The 15,288-nt window shown below is 61.2% G+C and carries 13 protein-coding genes and 3 pseudogenes; 8 read left to right on the forward strand and 8 right to left on the reverse strand.

All coding sequences use genetic code 11. From position 1 onward, the window contains the following. Positions 1-129: 129 nt before the first annotated feature. The gene (locus tag OKW44_RS00760; RefSeq protein WP_018420340.1) at positions 130-1,632 is read left to right on the forward strand and encodes an ABC transporter ATP-binding protein; all 1,503 of its coding nucleotides are present in this window, start codon (positions 130-132) and stop codon (positions 1,630-1,632) included. A 95-nt stretch (positions 1,633-1,727) separates the two neighbouring features. On the opposite strand, the gene OKW44_RS00765 is transcribed toward OKW44_RS00760, so the two are convergent. The 3 genes from OKW44_RS00765 to hpxZ all read right to left on the reverse strand — a co-directional run bounded on the left by OKW44_RS00765 (position 1,728) and on the right by hpxZ (position 4,873). Beyond that, positions 1,728-3,218, reverse strand: a complete 1,491-nt coding sequence (locus OKW44_RS00765; protein ID WP_018420339.1) for an amidohydrolase family protein — start codon at positions 3,216-3,218, stop codon at positions 1,728-1,730. 72 nt (positions 3,219-3,290) lie between these two features. Further along, the gene (locus tag OKW44_RS00770; protein WP_018420338.1) at positions 3,291-4,499 is read right to left on the reverse strand and encodes an amidase; all 1,209 of its coding nucleotides are present in this window, start codon (positions 4,497-4,499) and stop codon (positions 3,291-3,293) included. Beyond that, positions 4,496-4,873: an oxalurate catabolism protein HpxZ gene (gene hpxZ, locus OKW44_RS00775; protein WP_018420337.1), complete on the reverse strand. Its 378-nt coding sequence runs from the start codon at positions 4,871-4,873 to the stop codon at positions 4,496-4,498. The genes OKW44_RS00770 and hpxZ overlap by 4 nt, the downstream gene beginning before the upstream one ends. A 229-nt stretch (positions 4,874-5,102) precedes the next feature. On the opposite strand from hpxZ, the pseudogene OKW44_RS00780 reads away from it, so the two are divergent. After that, positions 5,103-5,708 (forward strand): annotated as a pseudogene (locus tag OKW44_RS00780) (IS6 family transposase); the annotation flags it as partial. A gap of 28 nt (positions 5,709-5,736) precedes the next feature. Here the strand turns inward: OKW44_RS00780 and OKW44_RS00785 are convergent. After that, positions 5,737-6,414 (reverse strand): annotated as a pseudogene (locus OKW44_RS00785) (transposase); the annotation flags it as partial. Continuing rightward, on the reverse strand, positions 6,314-6,679 hold the full coding sequence (locus tag OKW44_RS00790; RefSeq protein WP_084754053.1) for a DUF2384 domain-containing protein: 366 nt from the start codon (positions 6,677-6,679) through the stop codon (positions 6,314-6,316). The pseudogene OKW44_RS00785 and the gene OKW44_RS00790, both read right to left, overlap by 101 nt. Before the next feature lie 214 nt (positions 6,680-6,893). Between OKW44_RS00790 and OKW44_RS00795 the strand changes: the two genes are divergently transcribed. The 6 genes from OKW44_RS00795 to OKW44_RS00820 all read left to right on the forward strand — a co-directional run bounded on the left by OKW44_RS00795 (position 6,894) and on the right by OKW44_RS00820 (position 12,367). Beyond that, positions 6,894-7,913, forward strand: a complete 1,020-nt coding sequence (locus tag OKW44_RS00795) for an IS110 family RNA-guided transposase (protein ID WP_026225759.1) — start codon at positions 6,894-6,896, stop codon at positions 7,911-7,913. 493 nt (positions 7,914-8,406) lie between these two features. Then, positions 8,407-9,144, forward strand: coding sequence for a DUF7686 domain-containing protein (locus tag OKW44_RS00800; RefSeq protein WP_239499063.1), 738 nt, complete (start codon positions 8,407-8,409; stop codon positions 9,142-9,144). An 88-nt stretch (positions 9,145-9,232) separates the two neighbouring features. Next, on the forward strand, positions 9,233-9,661 hold the full coding sequence (locus OKW44_RS00805; protein WP_018420331.1) for a UPF0158 family protein: 429 nt from the start codon (positions 9,233-9,235) through the stop codon (positions 9,659-9,661). Positions 9,662-9,824: 163 nt separating this feature from the next. Beyond that, positions 9,825-11,306: a UvrD-helicase domain-containing protein gene (locus OKW44_RS00810; RefSeq protein WP_018420330.1), complete on the forward strand. Its 1,482-nt coding sequence runs from the start codon at positions 9,825-9,827 to the stop codon at positions 11,304-11,306. Between the two features lie 87 nt (positions 11,307-11,393). Continuing rightward, the gene (locus OKW44_RS00815; protein ID WP_018420329.1) at positions 11,394-11,888 is read left to right on the forward strand and encodes an Xre family toxin-antitoxin system antitoxin; all 495 of its coding nucleotides are present in this window, start codon (positions 11,394-11,396) and stop codon (positions 11,886-11,888) included. Then, on the forward strand, positions 11,885-12,367 hold the full coding sequence (locus tag OKW44_RS00820) for an RES family NAD+ phosphorylase (RefSeq protein ID WP_018420328.1): 483 nt from the start codon (positions 11,885-11,887) through the stop codon (positions 12,365-12,367). Before OKW44_RS00815 ends, OKW44_RS00820 begins: the two co-directional genes overlap by 4 nt. A gap of 299 nt (positions 12,368-12,666) precedes the next feature. Here the strand turns inward: OKW44_RS00820 and OKW44_RS00825 are convergent, their stop codons facing one another. The 3 genes and pseudogenes from OKW44_RS00825 to OKW44_RS00835 all read right to left on the reverse strand — a co-directional run bounded on the left by OKW44_RS00825 (position 12,667) and on the right by OKW44_RS00835 (position 15,054). Further along, positions 12,667-12,837, reverse strand: a complete 171-nt coding sequence (locus OKW44_RS00825; protein WP_162633948.1) for a hypothetical protein — start codon at positions 12,835-12,837, stop codon at positions 12,667-12,669. A 183-nt stretch (positions 12,838-13,020) separates the two neighbouring features. Beyond that, complete coding sequence (locus tag OKW44_RS00830; protein ID WP_018420327.1) at positions 13,021-13,335, reverse strand: CppA family protein; 315 nt, start codon at positions 13,333-13,335, stop codon at positions 13,021-13,023. A 235-nt stretch (positions 13,336-13,570) separates the two neighbouring features. Continuing rightward, positions 13,571-15,054: pseudogene (locus OKW44_RS00835) on the reverse strand (ISNCY family transposase). Positions 15,055-15,288 lie beyond the last annotated feature (234 nt).

Below are 15,288 nucleotides of genomic sequence, written 5' to 3' on the forward strand. Positions count from 1 at the left end.
GTGTTCGAATAGTTTAGTGATTTGTTTGCTTTAGAGCGGTAATCCATGACTTTACAATCGGCTGTACCCGGCGCGCCGCACACCCGCGACAACAAGCGGGAGAGGGGCCTCGCGCTCGAAACCGTCGGCATGGCGAAGCATTTCGGTTCGCATGTCGCACTCGACGACGTTTCGATAAAGGTCAGTGCCGGATCGATTCACGCGTTGCTCGGCGAAAACGGTGCCGGCAAATCGACGCTCGTCAAGTGCGTGATGGGCGAGTACACGCCGACTCGCGGGCAGATTCTTCTCGACAATCGGGAGGTCGCGATCGACGGACTACGTGATGCGCACCGGTATGGCATGGGCATGGTTTATCAGCATTTCACGCTCGTTCCTTCGCTCACCGCCGCCGAGAATCTCGTGATGGCGCGGGCGGACGTTCCCGCGCTGATCGACTGGCAAGCCGAGAAAGCGCGACTACGCACCTTCCTCGATCGCATGCCATTCAGATTGCCGCTGGATCGGCCGGTCTCTACCTTTGCAGCCGGAGAGCGCCAGAAGCTCGAAATACTCAAGCAACTCTATCTCGCCCGCCGCCTGCTTATTCTGGACGAGCCCACCTCGGCGCTTACGCCGGGGGAAGCCGATCAGGTGCTCTCGCTGCTGCGCGAGCTGACTCGCACCGACGGTTTGACGGTCATCATGATCAGCCACAAGTTTCGCGAAGTGATGGCGTATGCCGACGACGTCAGCGTGCTGAGGCGCGGCAAGCTCGCCGGCGCCGGCCGGGTCAGCGAGCTGTCCGTCGATGCGATGAGCCGCATGATGATTGGCAACGCTGTGTCGCGAGACGTTGCGCCTCGCCATCAGTGGCAGGGCGGCGAGCAACCCGTTGCGTTGGAAGTCGTCGGCGTAGGCGCTGATGACGATGACGGAGTACCCGCGGTGCGTGACGTCAGCCTCTGCGTCCGCGCTGGCGAAGTGCTCGGCGTGGCCGGGGTATCGGGCAACGGTCAGGTCGAACTGGTCGAAGTGCTGTCGGGCCAACGGCAGCCGACCCGCGGGCAGCTTCGCGTGCACGGAAGCCCGTATTCGCCACGGCGCGCCGAGATGGAGCGCAGCAAGGTGTTCTGCCTGCCCGAAGAACCGCTGCGCAATGCCACGGTGCCGCATATGTCGGTGGCCGAGAACATTGCATTTCGTGTGTTCGACCAGCCGGGCGTACGTTGTTTCGGCGGCTGGCTCTCGCCGGCGCGCATTCGCCGGCATGCGCGCAAGCTGATCGACACCTACCGGGTGAAGACCGCGTCGCCCGATGAACCCATCCAGAATCTGTCGGGCGGTAACGTGCAGCGCGCGATTCTTTCTCGCGAGCTGTCCGCCGACGTCAAGCTGTTGATCGTCGCCAATCCCTGCTTCGGCCTCGACTTTGCATCGGCAGCCGATATCCGTGCACGGATCATCGATCAGCGTAATCGCGGCGCCGCCGTGTTGCTGATTTCAGAAGACCTCGACGAAATCATCGAACTCGCCGATCGCATCGCGGTGATGAGCGAAGGACGCATCGCTTACGAGGCTGCGGCGCATGTTGCCGACCCGCAAGCGATCGGGCGGGCGATGGCGGGCGAGGCGCAGACCGCGCCCGCTTGATCGATGAGAGGCGCAGCGCAACTCGCGGGCGGCTTGCGCTGTTCAGCCGGTTGGAGCGGCCCACATCCGGTTGGGCCGCTCCTTAAAACGGTGGATCAGCAGCAGCCCCTCCATGCGCTCTTGAGATAGAACGGCCCCAGATCTTCGCTCAACGCGCGTAGCGTGCCCTGCCATGCACTTACCGCAGGCTGCGCGGCGATACGCTCACGCATCTGCGCGATCAGTTCCGCGCGCAGCGCGGGTTCGTCGACGCCGCACACGCGGCCTTCAGCCACCACGGTCCTGCCGCCGATAACAACCTCGTCGATGTACGCGCCGCTGCCTCTCGCGAGCAGCAGATCGAGCGGATCGACCGGAAACAGCGCGTCGTTGTCGAGCACGTCCCAGTTCAGCAGGACCAGGTCCGCGGGTTCGCCGATGGCGAGGCGGCCGCCCGAAGCGGCATGATGAGCCGCTCCGATAACGCTTTGGCGGCCGTTGCACGCCGCGAAGCTCCACAGTTGTGCGCGGGTCATGGCCACCTCGAAACCCCAACCGCGGTGTAACTGGTACGCGAGGCGCATTTCCCGCAGTGCGTCGTTGTCTTCGTCGATGCCGGTGGCGTCCAGCCCTAGCGCAATGCGGCAACCCTGCCGCAGCATTTCCGGCACCGGTGCGATGCCGGACTTCAGGTACAGATTGGAACTGGTGTTCACGGCAATCGTCACGCCGCGCTCGGCTAGCAGCGCCAACTCGTCGGGCCGGGCCCACACGCAATGTGCCAGTGTCAACCTTGGACTGAGCATGCCGAGATCGTCGAGAAAACTGACGATTCCTTGCGGATAGGCGTGATCAGCCCATTCGCGCTGATAGCGCGTTTCGAGCAAATGCATGTGAATCGGCCGGTCGTGATCGGCCGATTGCTGCGCGATCGCTTCGAGCAGTTGCGTCGAACACCATTGCACGCCGGTGGGCCCGTATTGCACCGTCATATGTTCGGCGTACCCTTCCTCTTCGACCATGCGGGCGACTTCATCGACAAGTGCCAGTTGCTGTGCTGCGGGCACTGGTTTGGTGGCGAGGCGTGCCGCGACCTCGTTGCGGATTTCCGGGCGCAGCGCAGCCAACGCCGTCGCATCGTCGCAGTAAGCGATACCCTGGCGGTCGCGTAGCGCGATAGCGAAGCCGATTCGATTGCCGACGTCGTGGGCAGCACGGGCGATAGCCCGGGCTTCGTCGACGAAGGGCATGCCGCCTTGCACGCGCGTGTAATGGACCATCAGGTTGGCGACACCATGGCGCACCGACTGCGCAAATGCCGTCGCTGCGCTCAAATAGGGATCCGCGCCCGGGACGAGGCCCATGAAAGGCAGCCAGCTCTCCAGCGGCTTTTCGAATGCGTCGACGGACGCGCTACGCAGGGGTCGGCCGTGATCGTGCGCGTTGGTCAACGCGGGCAGCGCCAAGCGGCGTGGGCCGGCCTGCGAAGCGGATGCGGGGACGATGGCTGCAATGCGGCCGCCCTCGACGATCAGGCGCAGGTTGGCCTGCGGTTCCAGAGATCCAGGCGCGGCCAGGAGCCATGCGCTGTCGTGGGTGGTACTCATGGTACTGATCTCAGTGAATGCATTGTGGATGGGGCGGCGATTCGATGCCGGGATGCTACAGAGCCAAACCGGTCATCCCAGCATCGCGTGCACGGCGCGCGCAATGGCGGCCACGCCGCTATCGTCGCCGCGCGCGCCGATGATCGAAAGGCCGAGCGGTGCGCCGTTGAATGCCGTCCACGGCATGCTGACTTGAGGCAAGCCCGCAAGGCCGGCGAGACAAAGCATCTGCACCGAACGTGCGCGCGTCGCGTCTACCACGTCGGCCGGCGCATCCACGCGCGGCGCGACGCAAGGCACCGTTGGCAGCAGAAAATAGGTGCCCGGCTGGGCGAACGCTTGCGCGAGCTGGCGGGTAGCCGCGACTCGCGTGCGCTGCGTAGTCGACACGGCATCCCTCGTGATCTGCATCGCGGATTTCATACGCGCTGCGATGTCCGTGCCGAAGCTGTCGATATGCGCCGCAGCCCAAGCCCCGTGCTGTTGCGCGATTTCCGCGCCTTGGAGAACACGAAATGCGCTAGCCCATTGTTCAAGGGGCCAGCCGGCAGCGATTGACTCGATCGTAAGGCGTTCACCCAGAGTTTCAATGGCTGCGCTGAATGCGCTCGCCGCCTGTGGATCAAGCAGCGGCAAGACGTCGTCAGGCACGAGCAACCGTGTCGGTGCGAGGGGTTGCTGCGGCGCTTCATGCGTCAGTACGCTCAAGACCTCGGCCAGCAGCGCGCCATCGCGCGCGAACCACCCCACTGTGTCGAAGCTTTGGGCGAGCGTCAGGCAACCAATCACGGCGATGCGACCGTGCGTGGGACGCATGCCCCAGATGCCACAGTAACTTGCCGGCAGCCGAATCGAGCCGCCGCAATCGGTGCCGAGTCCGATGTCGGCATAACCGGCAGCCACCGCAACTGCCGAACCCGAAGACGATCCGCCCGGCACACGGTCTGCATCGGCAGCGTTGCGTGGCGTGCCGTAGTGCACGTTGATTCCGGCAAGACTGTAGGTCAACTCGTCGGTGACTGTCTTGCCGATCCATTTCGCTCCGTGTTCGAGGATGAGCCGCACGGCGACGGCCGTCGTTGTCGCCCTTGGCTGTTCTTCGGCCCATGCGGGGTTGCCCGCACCTGTACGAAGTTGTGCCACATCGAACACGTCTTTGACTGCGAGGCGAAAGCCGGACAGCGTCGCATGCCGGGACTCGACAGGTCGCGGCAACGCGCCAAACCCGTCCCGCACAAATGCGCCGTTCATGCCTGGTTGCAACAGGTCGTCCCGTTTCATTCGTCCATCCAACTCACGTGTGCCGCTACCACTTTCCAACCATCTGTTACCTTTACCCAACTTTGCGACTGTCTACCAATGCGCGATACGCCCGAGCGTGTGAAGGTGATGTTCGCGACGGCGAAATCGTGGCCAAAGGTAGTAATCGATCGACCGACGATCGTGCGAATCAGCCCTTTGGTAGGGCGCGTTGCACGAAATTCGCGAATCGCATCGTAGCCTTGCAGATTTTCTGTTGCGCCGTAGCGCAGCGTGTGGGGGCTATCCCAGAAAAGCGCGTCGAGGGTTGCGACGTCGTTCGTGGTTAGCGCCACCTCGTATGCGTCGAACGCCTTTTCGACAGCAGCATACGTGGCAGGATCGTTGATGAGCATGATGATTTGGTTGAGCTTGGACGGGAAGGTGGAATACCTTCAAAAGTACAGGGCTGGAAGTCTACATCTTCCAAATAAGGCTTGCACCACGGCAGGCGAGGTCGATAAACGGGATCTGGTGCAAATAAGGCGATCAATTCGGTTATCGTAACGGGCTGACCGATGAGAGGGCCACCAATGAGCAAGCGCCAGAACCTGAAGGAGTTGTTTGCGGGCCGTCACTTTGACGGTTGTCGAGATGATGGCCGAGCGCGGCGTGGCTCTGGCCCACACGACGATCCTCCGTTGGGTGAAGCGCTATACGCCGGAGTTCGTCAAACGTTGGAATCGATTCGACACGCTCGCCGGACGGTCGTGGCGTGTCGACGAGACCTATCTGAAAATTCGTGGCAAGTGGGTCTACCTATATCGGGCGGTTGATCGAGGCGGGCACACGGTTGACTTCATGCTCCGGGCAAAGCGCGATGTCGCCGCGGCGAAAGCGTTCTTCAGCAAGGCAATCAAACATCAAGGCCAGCCGCCGCAAACCATCACGCTCGATGGATACGCGGCGTCGCATCGCGCGGTGCGCGAGCTGAAGGTCGACGGCTTGCTGCCTGAGGACACGCAAGTCCGATCCTCAAAATACCTCAACAATGTGATTGAGCAGGACCATCGCAACATCAAGTCCAGGACGAACGCTATGCACGGCTTCAAACGGTTCAGACACGCGGCCGTCACAATCGCTGGCATCGAGTTGGCGCATCGGATTCGCAAAGGACAATTCGATCTCGCAAGTCTGCGCCTCAAAGATCTCACCATGTCCGCCATCTGGAAGCCGGTTCTCTCAGCTTGATCGGGCAACGGCAACGCAGCGGCTTTTCTTTTGATCGCTCGCCTCCGATATTCGTCACCTCGTGTTCGACAATAAGATGATGCTTCGTATCAACTGCTGTCTGGACGTTGTAGCCGACCGTTCCGGTTCTCTTGCCACCACTGGTCATAGAGCGGGAATCCGGGTCAGTGAGCGACAACTGTCCGTCCGGTTCATTCTTCAACTGATGTTTGATCTGCTCGAGCTCACGCATCCGCTGGCGCAGGAGCGCGATCTTCTCGTACAGGCGCACGGTCTTCACATCGAAACCTGTCGGACTGATCCGGTCCGCGGCTTCAATCATGTCGAGATATCGCTGGACGCTTTCCTCAATCTGCTGCTGACGCTTGTCGATCTTGCCAGCAGTGTAGATTCTGTCACGGATGTTCACAGCCTTGAATTTGCTGCCGTCGATGGCCACCATGTCGCCCGATAGCAGCTTCAGTCCGCGACACAGTTCGACGAGGCGATGGCATACGTTGCGGATGGCCGGGCCGTTGTCGCGACAAAAGTCGGCGATCGTCTTGAAGTCTGCTGCCAGACGTCCAGTCAGCCACATCAGCTCGACATTGCGCTGGCATTCGCGCTCAAGCCGCCGGCTGGAGGGTACGCGGTTCAGATACCCGTAAACATAGATCTTGAGCATCACGCCAAGGTGGTAGGACGGGCGGCCGGTGATTGCGGGCGTCACCCGAAATGTCCGTTGCCGCCCGGATCACCCGGAGCGCGTCCCGCAGGAATCGTTGAACGCTCTCCGAAGCGGGCTGGCGACTGAGCGTATTGCGATGCACATGCGCCTGCTGGGCGAGCGTTTGCAGATCAATATGCAGGGCCTCGCCAAAACGACGCGCGGACACGATTGGCGCAGGACTATCCGGATCGCGAAGCGATGCCATGAACTGGTCGAAGCTGCCGCCCGCGTTCGGACGGGCGAGAACGGAATCCGGATTCATTTGAAATACCCCGCGCACAATATGTGCACAATAATAGCTCAGAGCCTGAGTGCACCAATTAGCGACGGTTCTGATTCCGGAGGGTTAATTTGAATGATATGAACGCCCCCACCCAGTCGGTCCGTGTGAGCGATCCACCGCTATGCGGAATTTCGACCGGATTGAGAAGTGGTTGATCATACTCATCTGCTCAACCGAACAGAGGGGATCTGTCATGGCACATATGATCGTGGGTGTGGACATCGCAATGAATGTAATGCAGGTTCACTGGGTGGATCCCGAAAGCGGCGAAATCGTGAACCGGTCCATCAAGCGAGCGGCGTTTCTCGAATACTTTGCCAATCGCAAACCGTGCCTTGTCGGCATGGAGTCGTGCAGCGGATCACAGCATTGGGCCCGACGGTTGATCGAAATGGGGCATCGGGTAAAGCTTATGCCGGCGAAGTTCGTCAAGGCGTTCAACATCCGCAACAAGAACGATGCGGCCGACGCGCGGGCAATCTGGATGGCCACCCAGATGGATTGCAGGGAAGTTGCCGTAAAAAGCGAAGCGCAGCAGGCCATCCTTGCACTGCATCGTATGCGTCAACAACTGGTGAAGTTTCGCACGATGCAAACCAATAGTCTTCGCGGATTGATCAGCGAGTACGGCGAGGTGATGGGAGTAGGGAGGGCGGCGTTGGACAAGGCAATGGTGGGAGTTCTGGAAAGATTGTCAGGACGCTTGCCTGCGATACTGATCGATACGCTGCGAGAGCAATGGAAAGGTCTGGATGACGTGGACCGTCAGATCGGCCAGATCGAGCGCCGGATGCGGGAGTGGATGAAAGGTGATCAGGCGGTCAAGGCAATCGCAGCAATCCCAGGCGTGGGGCTGCTTACCGCAACAGCTGCCGTGGCAACGATGGGGCATGCCAAAGCCTTCAAATCTGGCCGCGAGTTTGCGGCCTGGCTCGGACTTGTGCCGGGACAGACCGGATCGGGCGGCACGATCAAGCTACAGGGAATCAGCAAGCGAGGTGACACGTATCTCAGAACTCTACTGGTTCACGGCGCGCGGAGCATCATCTATCGCGCGAAAGAGCCAGATCTCTGGGTCGAACAGATGAAACAGCGGCGCCCGTTGAATGTCGTCATCGTCGCAATGGCCAACAAGCTTGCGCGAATAATCTGGGCGGTGCTGGCGCATCAACAGCCCTATCGGAAGGATTACGTCAGTACGAGGCCAGCCTGATCTCACCGGTCTGCTGGAAGGTTTCCTGTTTCAAGGGATGGAACGTCAAAAGTTGCGGCGGCATTCGAGTGTAATGACAAATCGGGCGGGACCCGGGATTCACCAAACCTGCTTTTATGTCTGAGCTTCACAAGCGCGCGATTTGAATGAGGCGTGAGTCAGCGGATTTCATAGGGGCCGGCAGCGAAGCGGAAGCTGCAAAGAGGCCGGATGTAGAGCTGCAGCCCATCCTATTCGTCAAGACCTCGAACATCTGGCGCAAACGGGGGCGTTCATGTAGACATAAAAGGAATGATCGCGATTTGCTTCGTATTCCTATGTATGTGGCATAGGTGCGGTGCCGGCTAACGAGCTTCTGGCATATCAGCCCTGTAACGCCTCCGCACGGAAGCCACTGTGCAGTGCGACCTCATCGAACGCGTCGATCATGGATGGCGTCACCGTCCGGGTCCCGCGGCGCAAGACGCCCGGCGCCAGTTAGGAGCAGTTCGCAGTGTCTGTCAAAATAGCGGCATCCGACCGCCAGTTGCTGCGCACCCAAATGCGTCTTCGCGGGGCCGCATGTTGCCGTCAACGGGCGATCAACCGTGTCAAGAACGGCACCGGCAACCAACATCCTGGCGATCGCAGGAAGAACCAATACAGCAGGCACGACATGGCACATGAGCGATGCGAACAATGCGGCAACCCGACGCCGCCCTGGGACGCCATCCACTGCGGCTCCGGCGAAGGCAATTATGAGTTGCTCTGCACTTCGTGCTTCAACGCCAGGATAGCCGAGTCCACCGGATTCACCGATTTCGAGAATGTCCGGCTTGACCCCATCCGGATGATTGACTGCGAGGGGGAGGCCCACCAGTTCCATTTCCAGCTCCGGCTCCTGGGCGACCGGATTGCACTGGATGCCTTTGAGCTTCGCGGAGAACTTCGCACCGGTTATCGGTTCCAGCTGATCGGCGAAGCTGACGACGATGTGTTCGTGCTGCTCGGACGCCTGGTCGAAAGGATGCGACGCGCGCTATCGGTCAGGCACATCGATTTCCGGGAGCGCCGGATCATTGACAGCACGGTGCGCGGACGGATCGAATGGGATGAGTCGCAGGCGGGGTACCTGCCACTCGCGGTGGTCGACGGCAAGGAGGTCTCGTGGGACGATCTTGGGCAAATGCTCATGAGCATGGAAGGATGGCAATTCCGGCTCGATATCGCTGACCCGAGCGAAGAGCTTTAGGTCGCGTCGCCGACGCGGCGATACGGACGGCATATCCGGCCCTGAGCCGGCATGTCACGTGGCACGTTCAACCTATGTGAGCAGAGCCATGATCGCAGTCAGACTCGACGATCTTTCTTTGGCTTTCGATTTCGTCAGCTACGCGGCGCCAATGGAGCATAACGCGTATGTCTCGCTCGATACGGGCAAGATCTGGTGGACTTCCGATTCCAGTGACGCGTTCGACGAGGAGGTCCCTGACGACCTTGAAACTTCAGATCGCTACCTTGCCATACCGCATAAGAACGAGCTTGATCTGGGAAGACGTCTCGCCATGCGCTTTGTCACACAGGAGTTACCCGCGCATTACGAGCAGGTCGAAGCATTTTTCCGACGGCAAGGGGCCTATGCGCGTTTCAAGGATTTGCTGGAGCATGAAGGCGTTCTGGAGCGCTGGTATTCGTTTGAAGCTGATGCTGTCGAAAGCGCGCTGACGCAATGGTGTGCCGAAAACGGGCTTGAGCTTGTTCAGACGTGACGGGTGCTGTCAGCTTTCACCGTGCCAGCCCGCCATCCCCTTTTTATCAAAGCGAAGGTTCTGGTGACGCGACCCCCGCTGGTTTGCCCGACCGGCTACAGGCCATGCGAAAATCGCCGACCCCATATCGCCAGGAGCGGGCGCACATGACGTCTGGAATCGCGTGAAAAGGAGCTTTATTCCAACGAAAGAGCAGCAAGCCGTCGTCGAGGCGGCGCTTCGAGTCGGGGATCTGAAGATCAAGGCATTTGCCGGCGCGGGCAAAACCTCCACGCTCCAGCTCGTGGCGGGGCACTTCGGCCATCGGCGCGGCATGTACCTCGCGTTCAACCGGGAAATCGCGGCGAATGCAGCCCGGCGTTTCCCGTCTCACGTTGGCTCGAGGACGATGCATTCGCTGGCGTGGGCCTCCGTCAGCCTGTCGCTCCGAAATCGTATGAGCCTTCAGGGCGAGCCACCGCACGAACTGGCCGCGCGTTATGGGCTGGGCCCGCTGGAAGTGCGGACAGTAACGGGCACGGCCGTCGAAATCGCTCCATTCGAGATCGGGCGGATGATTGCCGATGGGCGGGACAGGTTCTGCCGGTCCGCGGACATCCAGCCGGCAGCGCAGCATATTGTTGTCGACGAAAAGATCGACGAAATGTTGGCCGCGCAACTGCGCACCTACCTGCTGCCCTATGTCCGGCGTCTGTGGGAAGAGAGCAGGGCTGCCCACGCGGGGAGCGCCATTTCGCCTGACGTGCTCCTGAAGCTATGGGCGCTTTCGGAGCCACGCATCGAGACCGATTTCATCCTCTTCGACGAAGCGCAGGACAGTGACGGTGTGATGCTGTCGGTCCTTGGCCGGCAGCGCCACGCGCAGATTATCTACGTGGGCGATCCTTACCAGCAGATTTACGAGTGGCGGGGCGCAATCAATGCGATGGCGCAGATCGACGCACCCGAATGCGCGCTCACGGAGTCGTTCCGCTTTGGCGCAAAGTTCGCGGCGCTCGCCAGTCGCCTGCTCGCACTTCTCGGTGAGCTCACGCCCCTCCGGGGACAGGAAACCATCGGCTCGATCCTGGTGGACGATCCCGCGCTTGCGCCGCCGGTCGACGCAATCCTGTGCCGGAAGAATGTCACGGCGATCTGGCAGTTCGCCGCAGGACTCGAGGCGGGACATCGACCTGCGATCCGCATGAGTCCGGCCGAGATTCTCGCTTACGCTGACGGCGCGGACCGCTTGCTTGCCGGCCAGCGGGCATTCCGCCCGGCGGCGTTTTCGCTGTTCGAGACATGGAGCGATGCGCAGGCGTTTGCGCGCAGTGCCTTTGGCCAGGACCTGCTGCCGGTTGTGCGCATCGTCGACGAGCTCGGTACGGGCTATCTGCGGGCGCTGGCACAGCGCTCGGCGGCGGAAGGCGACGCCGACTATGTGATCTCGACCGTGCACCGTGCCAAGGGCCTCGAATGGAAGCGGGTCAAGGTGGCCAACGATTTCCGCCTGCGCGGTGCCGATGGCAGCCCGATGCCGGACGACGATGAGCTCCGCCTCCTCTATGTGGCCGTGACCCGGGCGCAGCATGTCCTCGATATCTCGGAGTTGCGCGACGAGCTGCGGCGGCTTTTCACTCTCCGGCGCCAGGACCGGCCGGCGTAGCAGGTTACCAAATGGGAAAATCTTGATTCCCGTTTGAGAGTAATCTAGAATGAGAATAACGATGTTCTCATCTGGGAGGCTCACATCATGGCCGTGCATCATCCGTCAGGCCGTCACCCGGCCGCAGCGCATACCGGCAAGGCATTGGCCGGCTCTGGCCGGTCCGGCGCCCACCCTGACGATATCGAAACGTTCCTCGTCGAGTTCGACCCGCTCGAGCAGCGCCGGCAGATCCGCGAAGGCATGGAAGCGGCGATCATCGAACGCGTTGCGAAAGACCTGCTGCACGTGCCCGTGCAGACGCTGCTGGCGAACCTGAATCTGCCGAGTTCGACGATCCTGCGCAAGATGGCGCGCGAGGAGCGCCTGTCGCCAGCCGAGTCGGATCGCGTCGCGCGCGTGCTCTATGTGCGCCAGCTTGCTGTCGAGGTGTTCGAGGATCCGGCGCTGGCCACCGAATGGATGCAGCGATCGAACGCGGAGCTGGGTGGGCTCAGCCCGCTCGAAGTACTCGACTCACAGCCGGGGTACGATCGCGTGCGTGAAATTCTGCTACGCGTCATCCACGGCGTGTCCGCATGAGGCTTTACCGTCTGGCGAAGGAACGGCGCGGGTATTACCGCGCCGATGATCTGAGCGGCAACGGTGCGGCGATCGCCGGAGGCCGCTGGAACCCGCGTGGCATGCGGGTACTGTACACGTGCTGCCACGCGTCGACAGCGCTGCTGGAGGCGCTGGTGCACATGGCGGGCTTGCTGCCGGCCGGGGGATATTTCCTGGTGACGCTGGAGGTGCCAGACGCCGTCGACGCCGCCGCGTTCGTCCCGGATGTGCCAGAAGGTTGGGCAGACCTGACGCGCGATCCCGCGGCGACAAGGACGCTTGGGCGGCAATGGCTCGAAGCGGGCGAGCAGCTGGCGATGCGGGTACCGTCGGTCGTCTGTCCGAGTGATTTCAATCTGCTGCTGAACCCGATGCATCCGGAGATGGCAAGCGTCAGGGTCATCAGCAGCGAGCCCTTTACGCTGGATCCGCGGCTGTTTGGTCAGGTGAGGCGATGAGCCCGATGTCGATCTCGCCAGCGCAAGGACGAGGCGTCCGGGAGCAAACGTCATAAACTGAACAGGAGCGCCCCCGGGGGTGTGCCGCTGGCTTCGTGGTGGCGAGCCGCGCAAGTTTCCTGCGGGGAAATCCGCCGGCGCGGGAAGTGGCCCTGTTGCGCCGTTTGCGTCCGGCGTATCCCGGACGGACTTGTGCGGCCCCGCTGCTCACTGTCTGAATCGTTGATACCGAGTGCCTGTAGACAGCTTGACCCAAATGGCGAATCGACCAGGACGACCCACTGATCGGAGGAACGTAGTCAGCACGCTTTCGCGCGGGGACCGGCGAACGTTGGCCGTTCACGGCTCTGGAAAACGAATCGTTCATCCGCGAAGGCGAACGCTTTTAAAGGAGCGACGGTTGCCAGAATCTCTCCGTCCTGACCGAGAATTTGACCTGCGACAAATCCGGCATTCCCGGCCAGACTCATGATGTAGTCCTGACGTCAGTAAAGGCGCCCCCGAAAACTTCTTCACGGAATTCGGGCCAACCCTTGGGGGTTTGCGACTGGTCCATCCAGATGATGTTGAGCTGTTTGCCATGCCCGCGTCCGAAAATCGCTGTTCCAGCGTCGTACAAGCATCGCGTCAAAGGACGCATTGTCCCGTCTCGATCAGGCGAATGGGGTTGGAGTCGCTTTCTGGCGTGCACTGATCGGCTTCGCGACGGTCAAGGCGTTGCGCGCTGCGAGGATGTGCCGGATGGTAGCGAGAGATTGTTCCGCCACCGGGCTTGGGCTTTCCCGCCGTGGCAGAGGAAACTCCGGAACACGGACGCGCAGCTGCCGGCAGACGGCGGAAAGATACGGCTTGCCCGAGTTCTCGCATCGTTGGATGGCGGCAGCGATGGCTGCGTCGCCAATATTCCGGCGCAGCCATTCCATCGTTTGCCGGTCCTTCTCGTTGTGTACTCTGACCCAATGCTCCATCGTCGCCTCCCGACTGCCCCTACAGGTGGAATGGATAGACGTTAGCGCGAGGTCGGGCCGAATTAGGGGCGGCAACGCACACCTACAAACGATCTGGACATGCACAGCGCGTCCGGAAACCGGGTCTATCCGAAATTACATCGCGACCCTAATGTCGAGGCCAGATTGAAATGTCCGCTTTCTGGCTAAGTTGAAATGTCCGGGTTTAAGGGGTTTGTTTCTAACGCCTTTTGTCTCACACATTGTTGAAGGACGATGCCTGAACTGGCAGGGCGCTTACGTCTGTGTCGATCACCTTTGCAGACCGACGGCCAGGTTTGCGTGGTTGTTGCATTTGCCGCTGCTGCGACTGTTCCAGAATCACACCATTGATATCGGCCTGCGTGAACTCGCGCTGTTTCTTCTTGCCGGGCGAGCTGCCTTCAGCTTTGGTCGCAACGCCGAGATGGGTTCGCGAAGGCGCTTTACCAATCCGGCGGTTGTCGCGTTGGGCCTGCATCGCCTGCGAGACCTGCAGCACGGGACCCAGCCGCTTGTGCTCAACGACCGCGCCCTGGTCAACTTCGGCCAGCCGGTCGTACTGCCGGCACGTCAGAACACGGTCGTCCGACCGCAGTTCGATCCGCCCGTCCGGATACTCCCGGACTTCGATATGCCGGCCGATCAGCTTCCGGTGCTCCGGCGTGTCATCCAGCAGATACATGACCCGGTCGTACCGCACGGTCAACGACTTGGTCACCTTGCGCGGCTCGCGCCATGTGAACACCAGATCGAGATTCTCGTCTGCCCTGAGCGGCCGGTGAGCATCAAACCCGCTCTTTGGCGGCTTTGCGAAGCGCGCGTTGTAGGCCGCCATGAAGGCAGGCGCGTATGCATTGGCCTGGGTGACCGTGCTGATGCCACGCAACCTCAGTTCCTTGACGAGCCGGTCCTGCAACGTCAGGTTGGCGCGCTCGACACGACCCTTGGCCTGGCTCGAGTTCGCACAGAACGCCTCGATATTGAGCTGGTACAGGGCGCGGCCGAACTGTGTGACTCCCTTGCCAGCCGTGCTCGCCCGATCCTTGACGTAGAAGACGCTGAACTTGTCGCTATAGAATGCGACGGGCTTGCCGTGTGCCGCCAGATACTTCGAAAGGGCCTCAAAATAGCCGAAGGTCGATTCGGTGCCGTGAAATGCAACGCCATCAGCCGGCCCGTTGCATCGTCGATGAACACCAGCAGCGTGCAGGCCGGCGCACGCTCCTCGAACCAGCGGTGATCGCTGCCGTCAATCTGGATCAGTTCACCGAGGCACGCGCGGCGGTTGCGCGGCTGGTACACCCTGGGCGGCCGATCCTTGCGGGGAATCCACAGACCGGCGGCAATCATCAGCGCGCGTACCGTCTCGACCGACAGACCGATACCGTGACATTCCCACAGTTTCTCGCACGCGAGCGTCGGCCCGAAATCGGCATAGCGCTCGCGAATGACAGCCAGCGCGCGTGGCGCCATGCCCTCGGGCAACTGATGATTGCCCGGTCGGCCGCGCCTGCCTGATACCAGACCGGCCACACCGGCAGCCTCGTAGCGCAGCACCAGACGTTCAACCTGACGGACGCTCAACGCAAGGCGGTCCGCTGCCTGGCCCGGCTTCAGACGCCGCTCGCAAACAGCCTGTACCACTTTCAACCGGTCCAGCTCGGTCATCGACATGGTGATCGTCCCGGATGCGTTCATGGCCAGCGCTCCTGAAGAGATACTGGCCGCCAGCCTGAACCCGCAAACACGACATTTCAATTTAGCGGAAACGCGACATCTGAACTTTGGACTAACACCTATGTCGAGGCCAGATAGAAATGTCGTAGCGCTGGCTATTTACAGATGTCGTAGTCTTGATGTCGGGTTTGAGTCTGTCTTTAACGGTTTGAATCCACGTAGTGTCGAAGGACAGCCTTGAACGGGCAGGGCGTG

Source organism: Paraburkholderia lebeckiae (genome assembly GCF_050436325.1).
In the GTDB taxonomy this organism is placed as follows: domain Bacteria; phylum Pseudomonadota; class Gammaproteobacteria; order Burkholderiales; family Burkholderiaceae; genus Paraburkholderia; species Paraburkholderia tuberum.

Bases quoted from the DNA above. Each gene is read 5' to 3' on its own strand.
- OKW44_RS00790 (WP_084754053.1), bottom strand. From the start codon at position 6,679: ATGAATCCGGATTCCGTTCTCGCCCGTCCGAACGCGGGCGGCAGCTTC.
- OKW44_RS00770 (WP_018420338.1), bottom strand. From the start codon at position 4,499: ATGAAACGGGACGACCTGTTGCAACCAGGCATGAACGGCGCATTTGTG.
- OKW44_RS00795 (WP_026225759.1), top strand. From the start codon at position 6,894: ATGGCACATATGATCGTGGGTGTGGACATCGCAATGAATGTAATGCAG.
- OKW44_RS00820 (WP_018420328.1), top strand. From the start codon at position 11,885: ATGAGGCTTTACCGTCTGGCGAAGGAACGGCGCGGGTATTACCGCGCC.
- OKW44_RS00765 (WP_018420339.1), bottom strand. From the start codon at position 3,218: ATGAGTACCACCCACGACAGCGCATGGCTCCTGGCCGCGCCTGGATCT.
- OKW44_RS00825 (WP_162633948.1), bottom strand. From the start codon at position 12,837: ATGAGTCTGGCCGGGAATGCCGGATTTGTCGCAGGTCAAATTCTCGGT.
- OKW44_RS00815 (WP_018420329.1), top strand. From the start codon at position 11,394: ATGGCCGTGCATCATCCGTCAGGCCGTCACCCGGCCGCAGCGCATACC.
- hpxZ (WP_018420337.1), bottom strand. From the start codon at position 4,873: ATGCTCATCAACGATCCTGCCACGTATGCTGCTGTCGAAAAGGCGTTC.
- OKW44_RS00830 (WP_018420327.1), bottom strand. From the start codon at position 13,335: ATGGAGCATTGGGTCAGAGTACACAACGAGAAGGACCGGCAAACGATG.
- OKW44_RS00805 (WP_018420331.1), top strand. From the start codon at position 9,233: ATGATCGCAGTCAGACTCGACGATCTTTCTTTGGCTTTCGATTTCGTC.
- OKW44_RS00760 (WP_018420340.1), top strand. From the start codon at position 130: ATGGCGAAGCATTTCGGTTCGCATGTCGCACTCGACGACGTTTCGATA.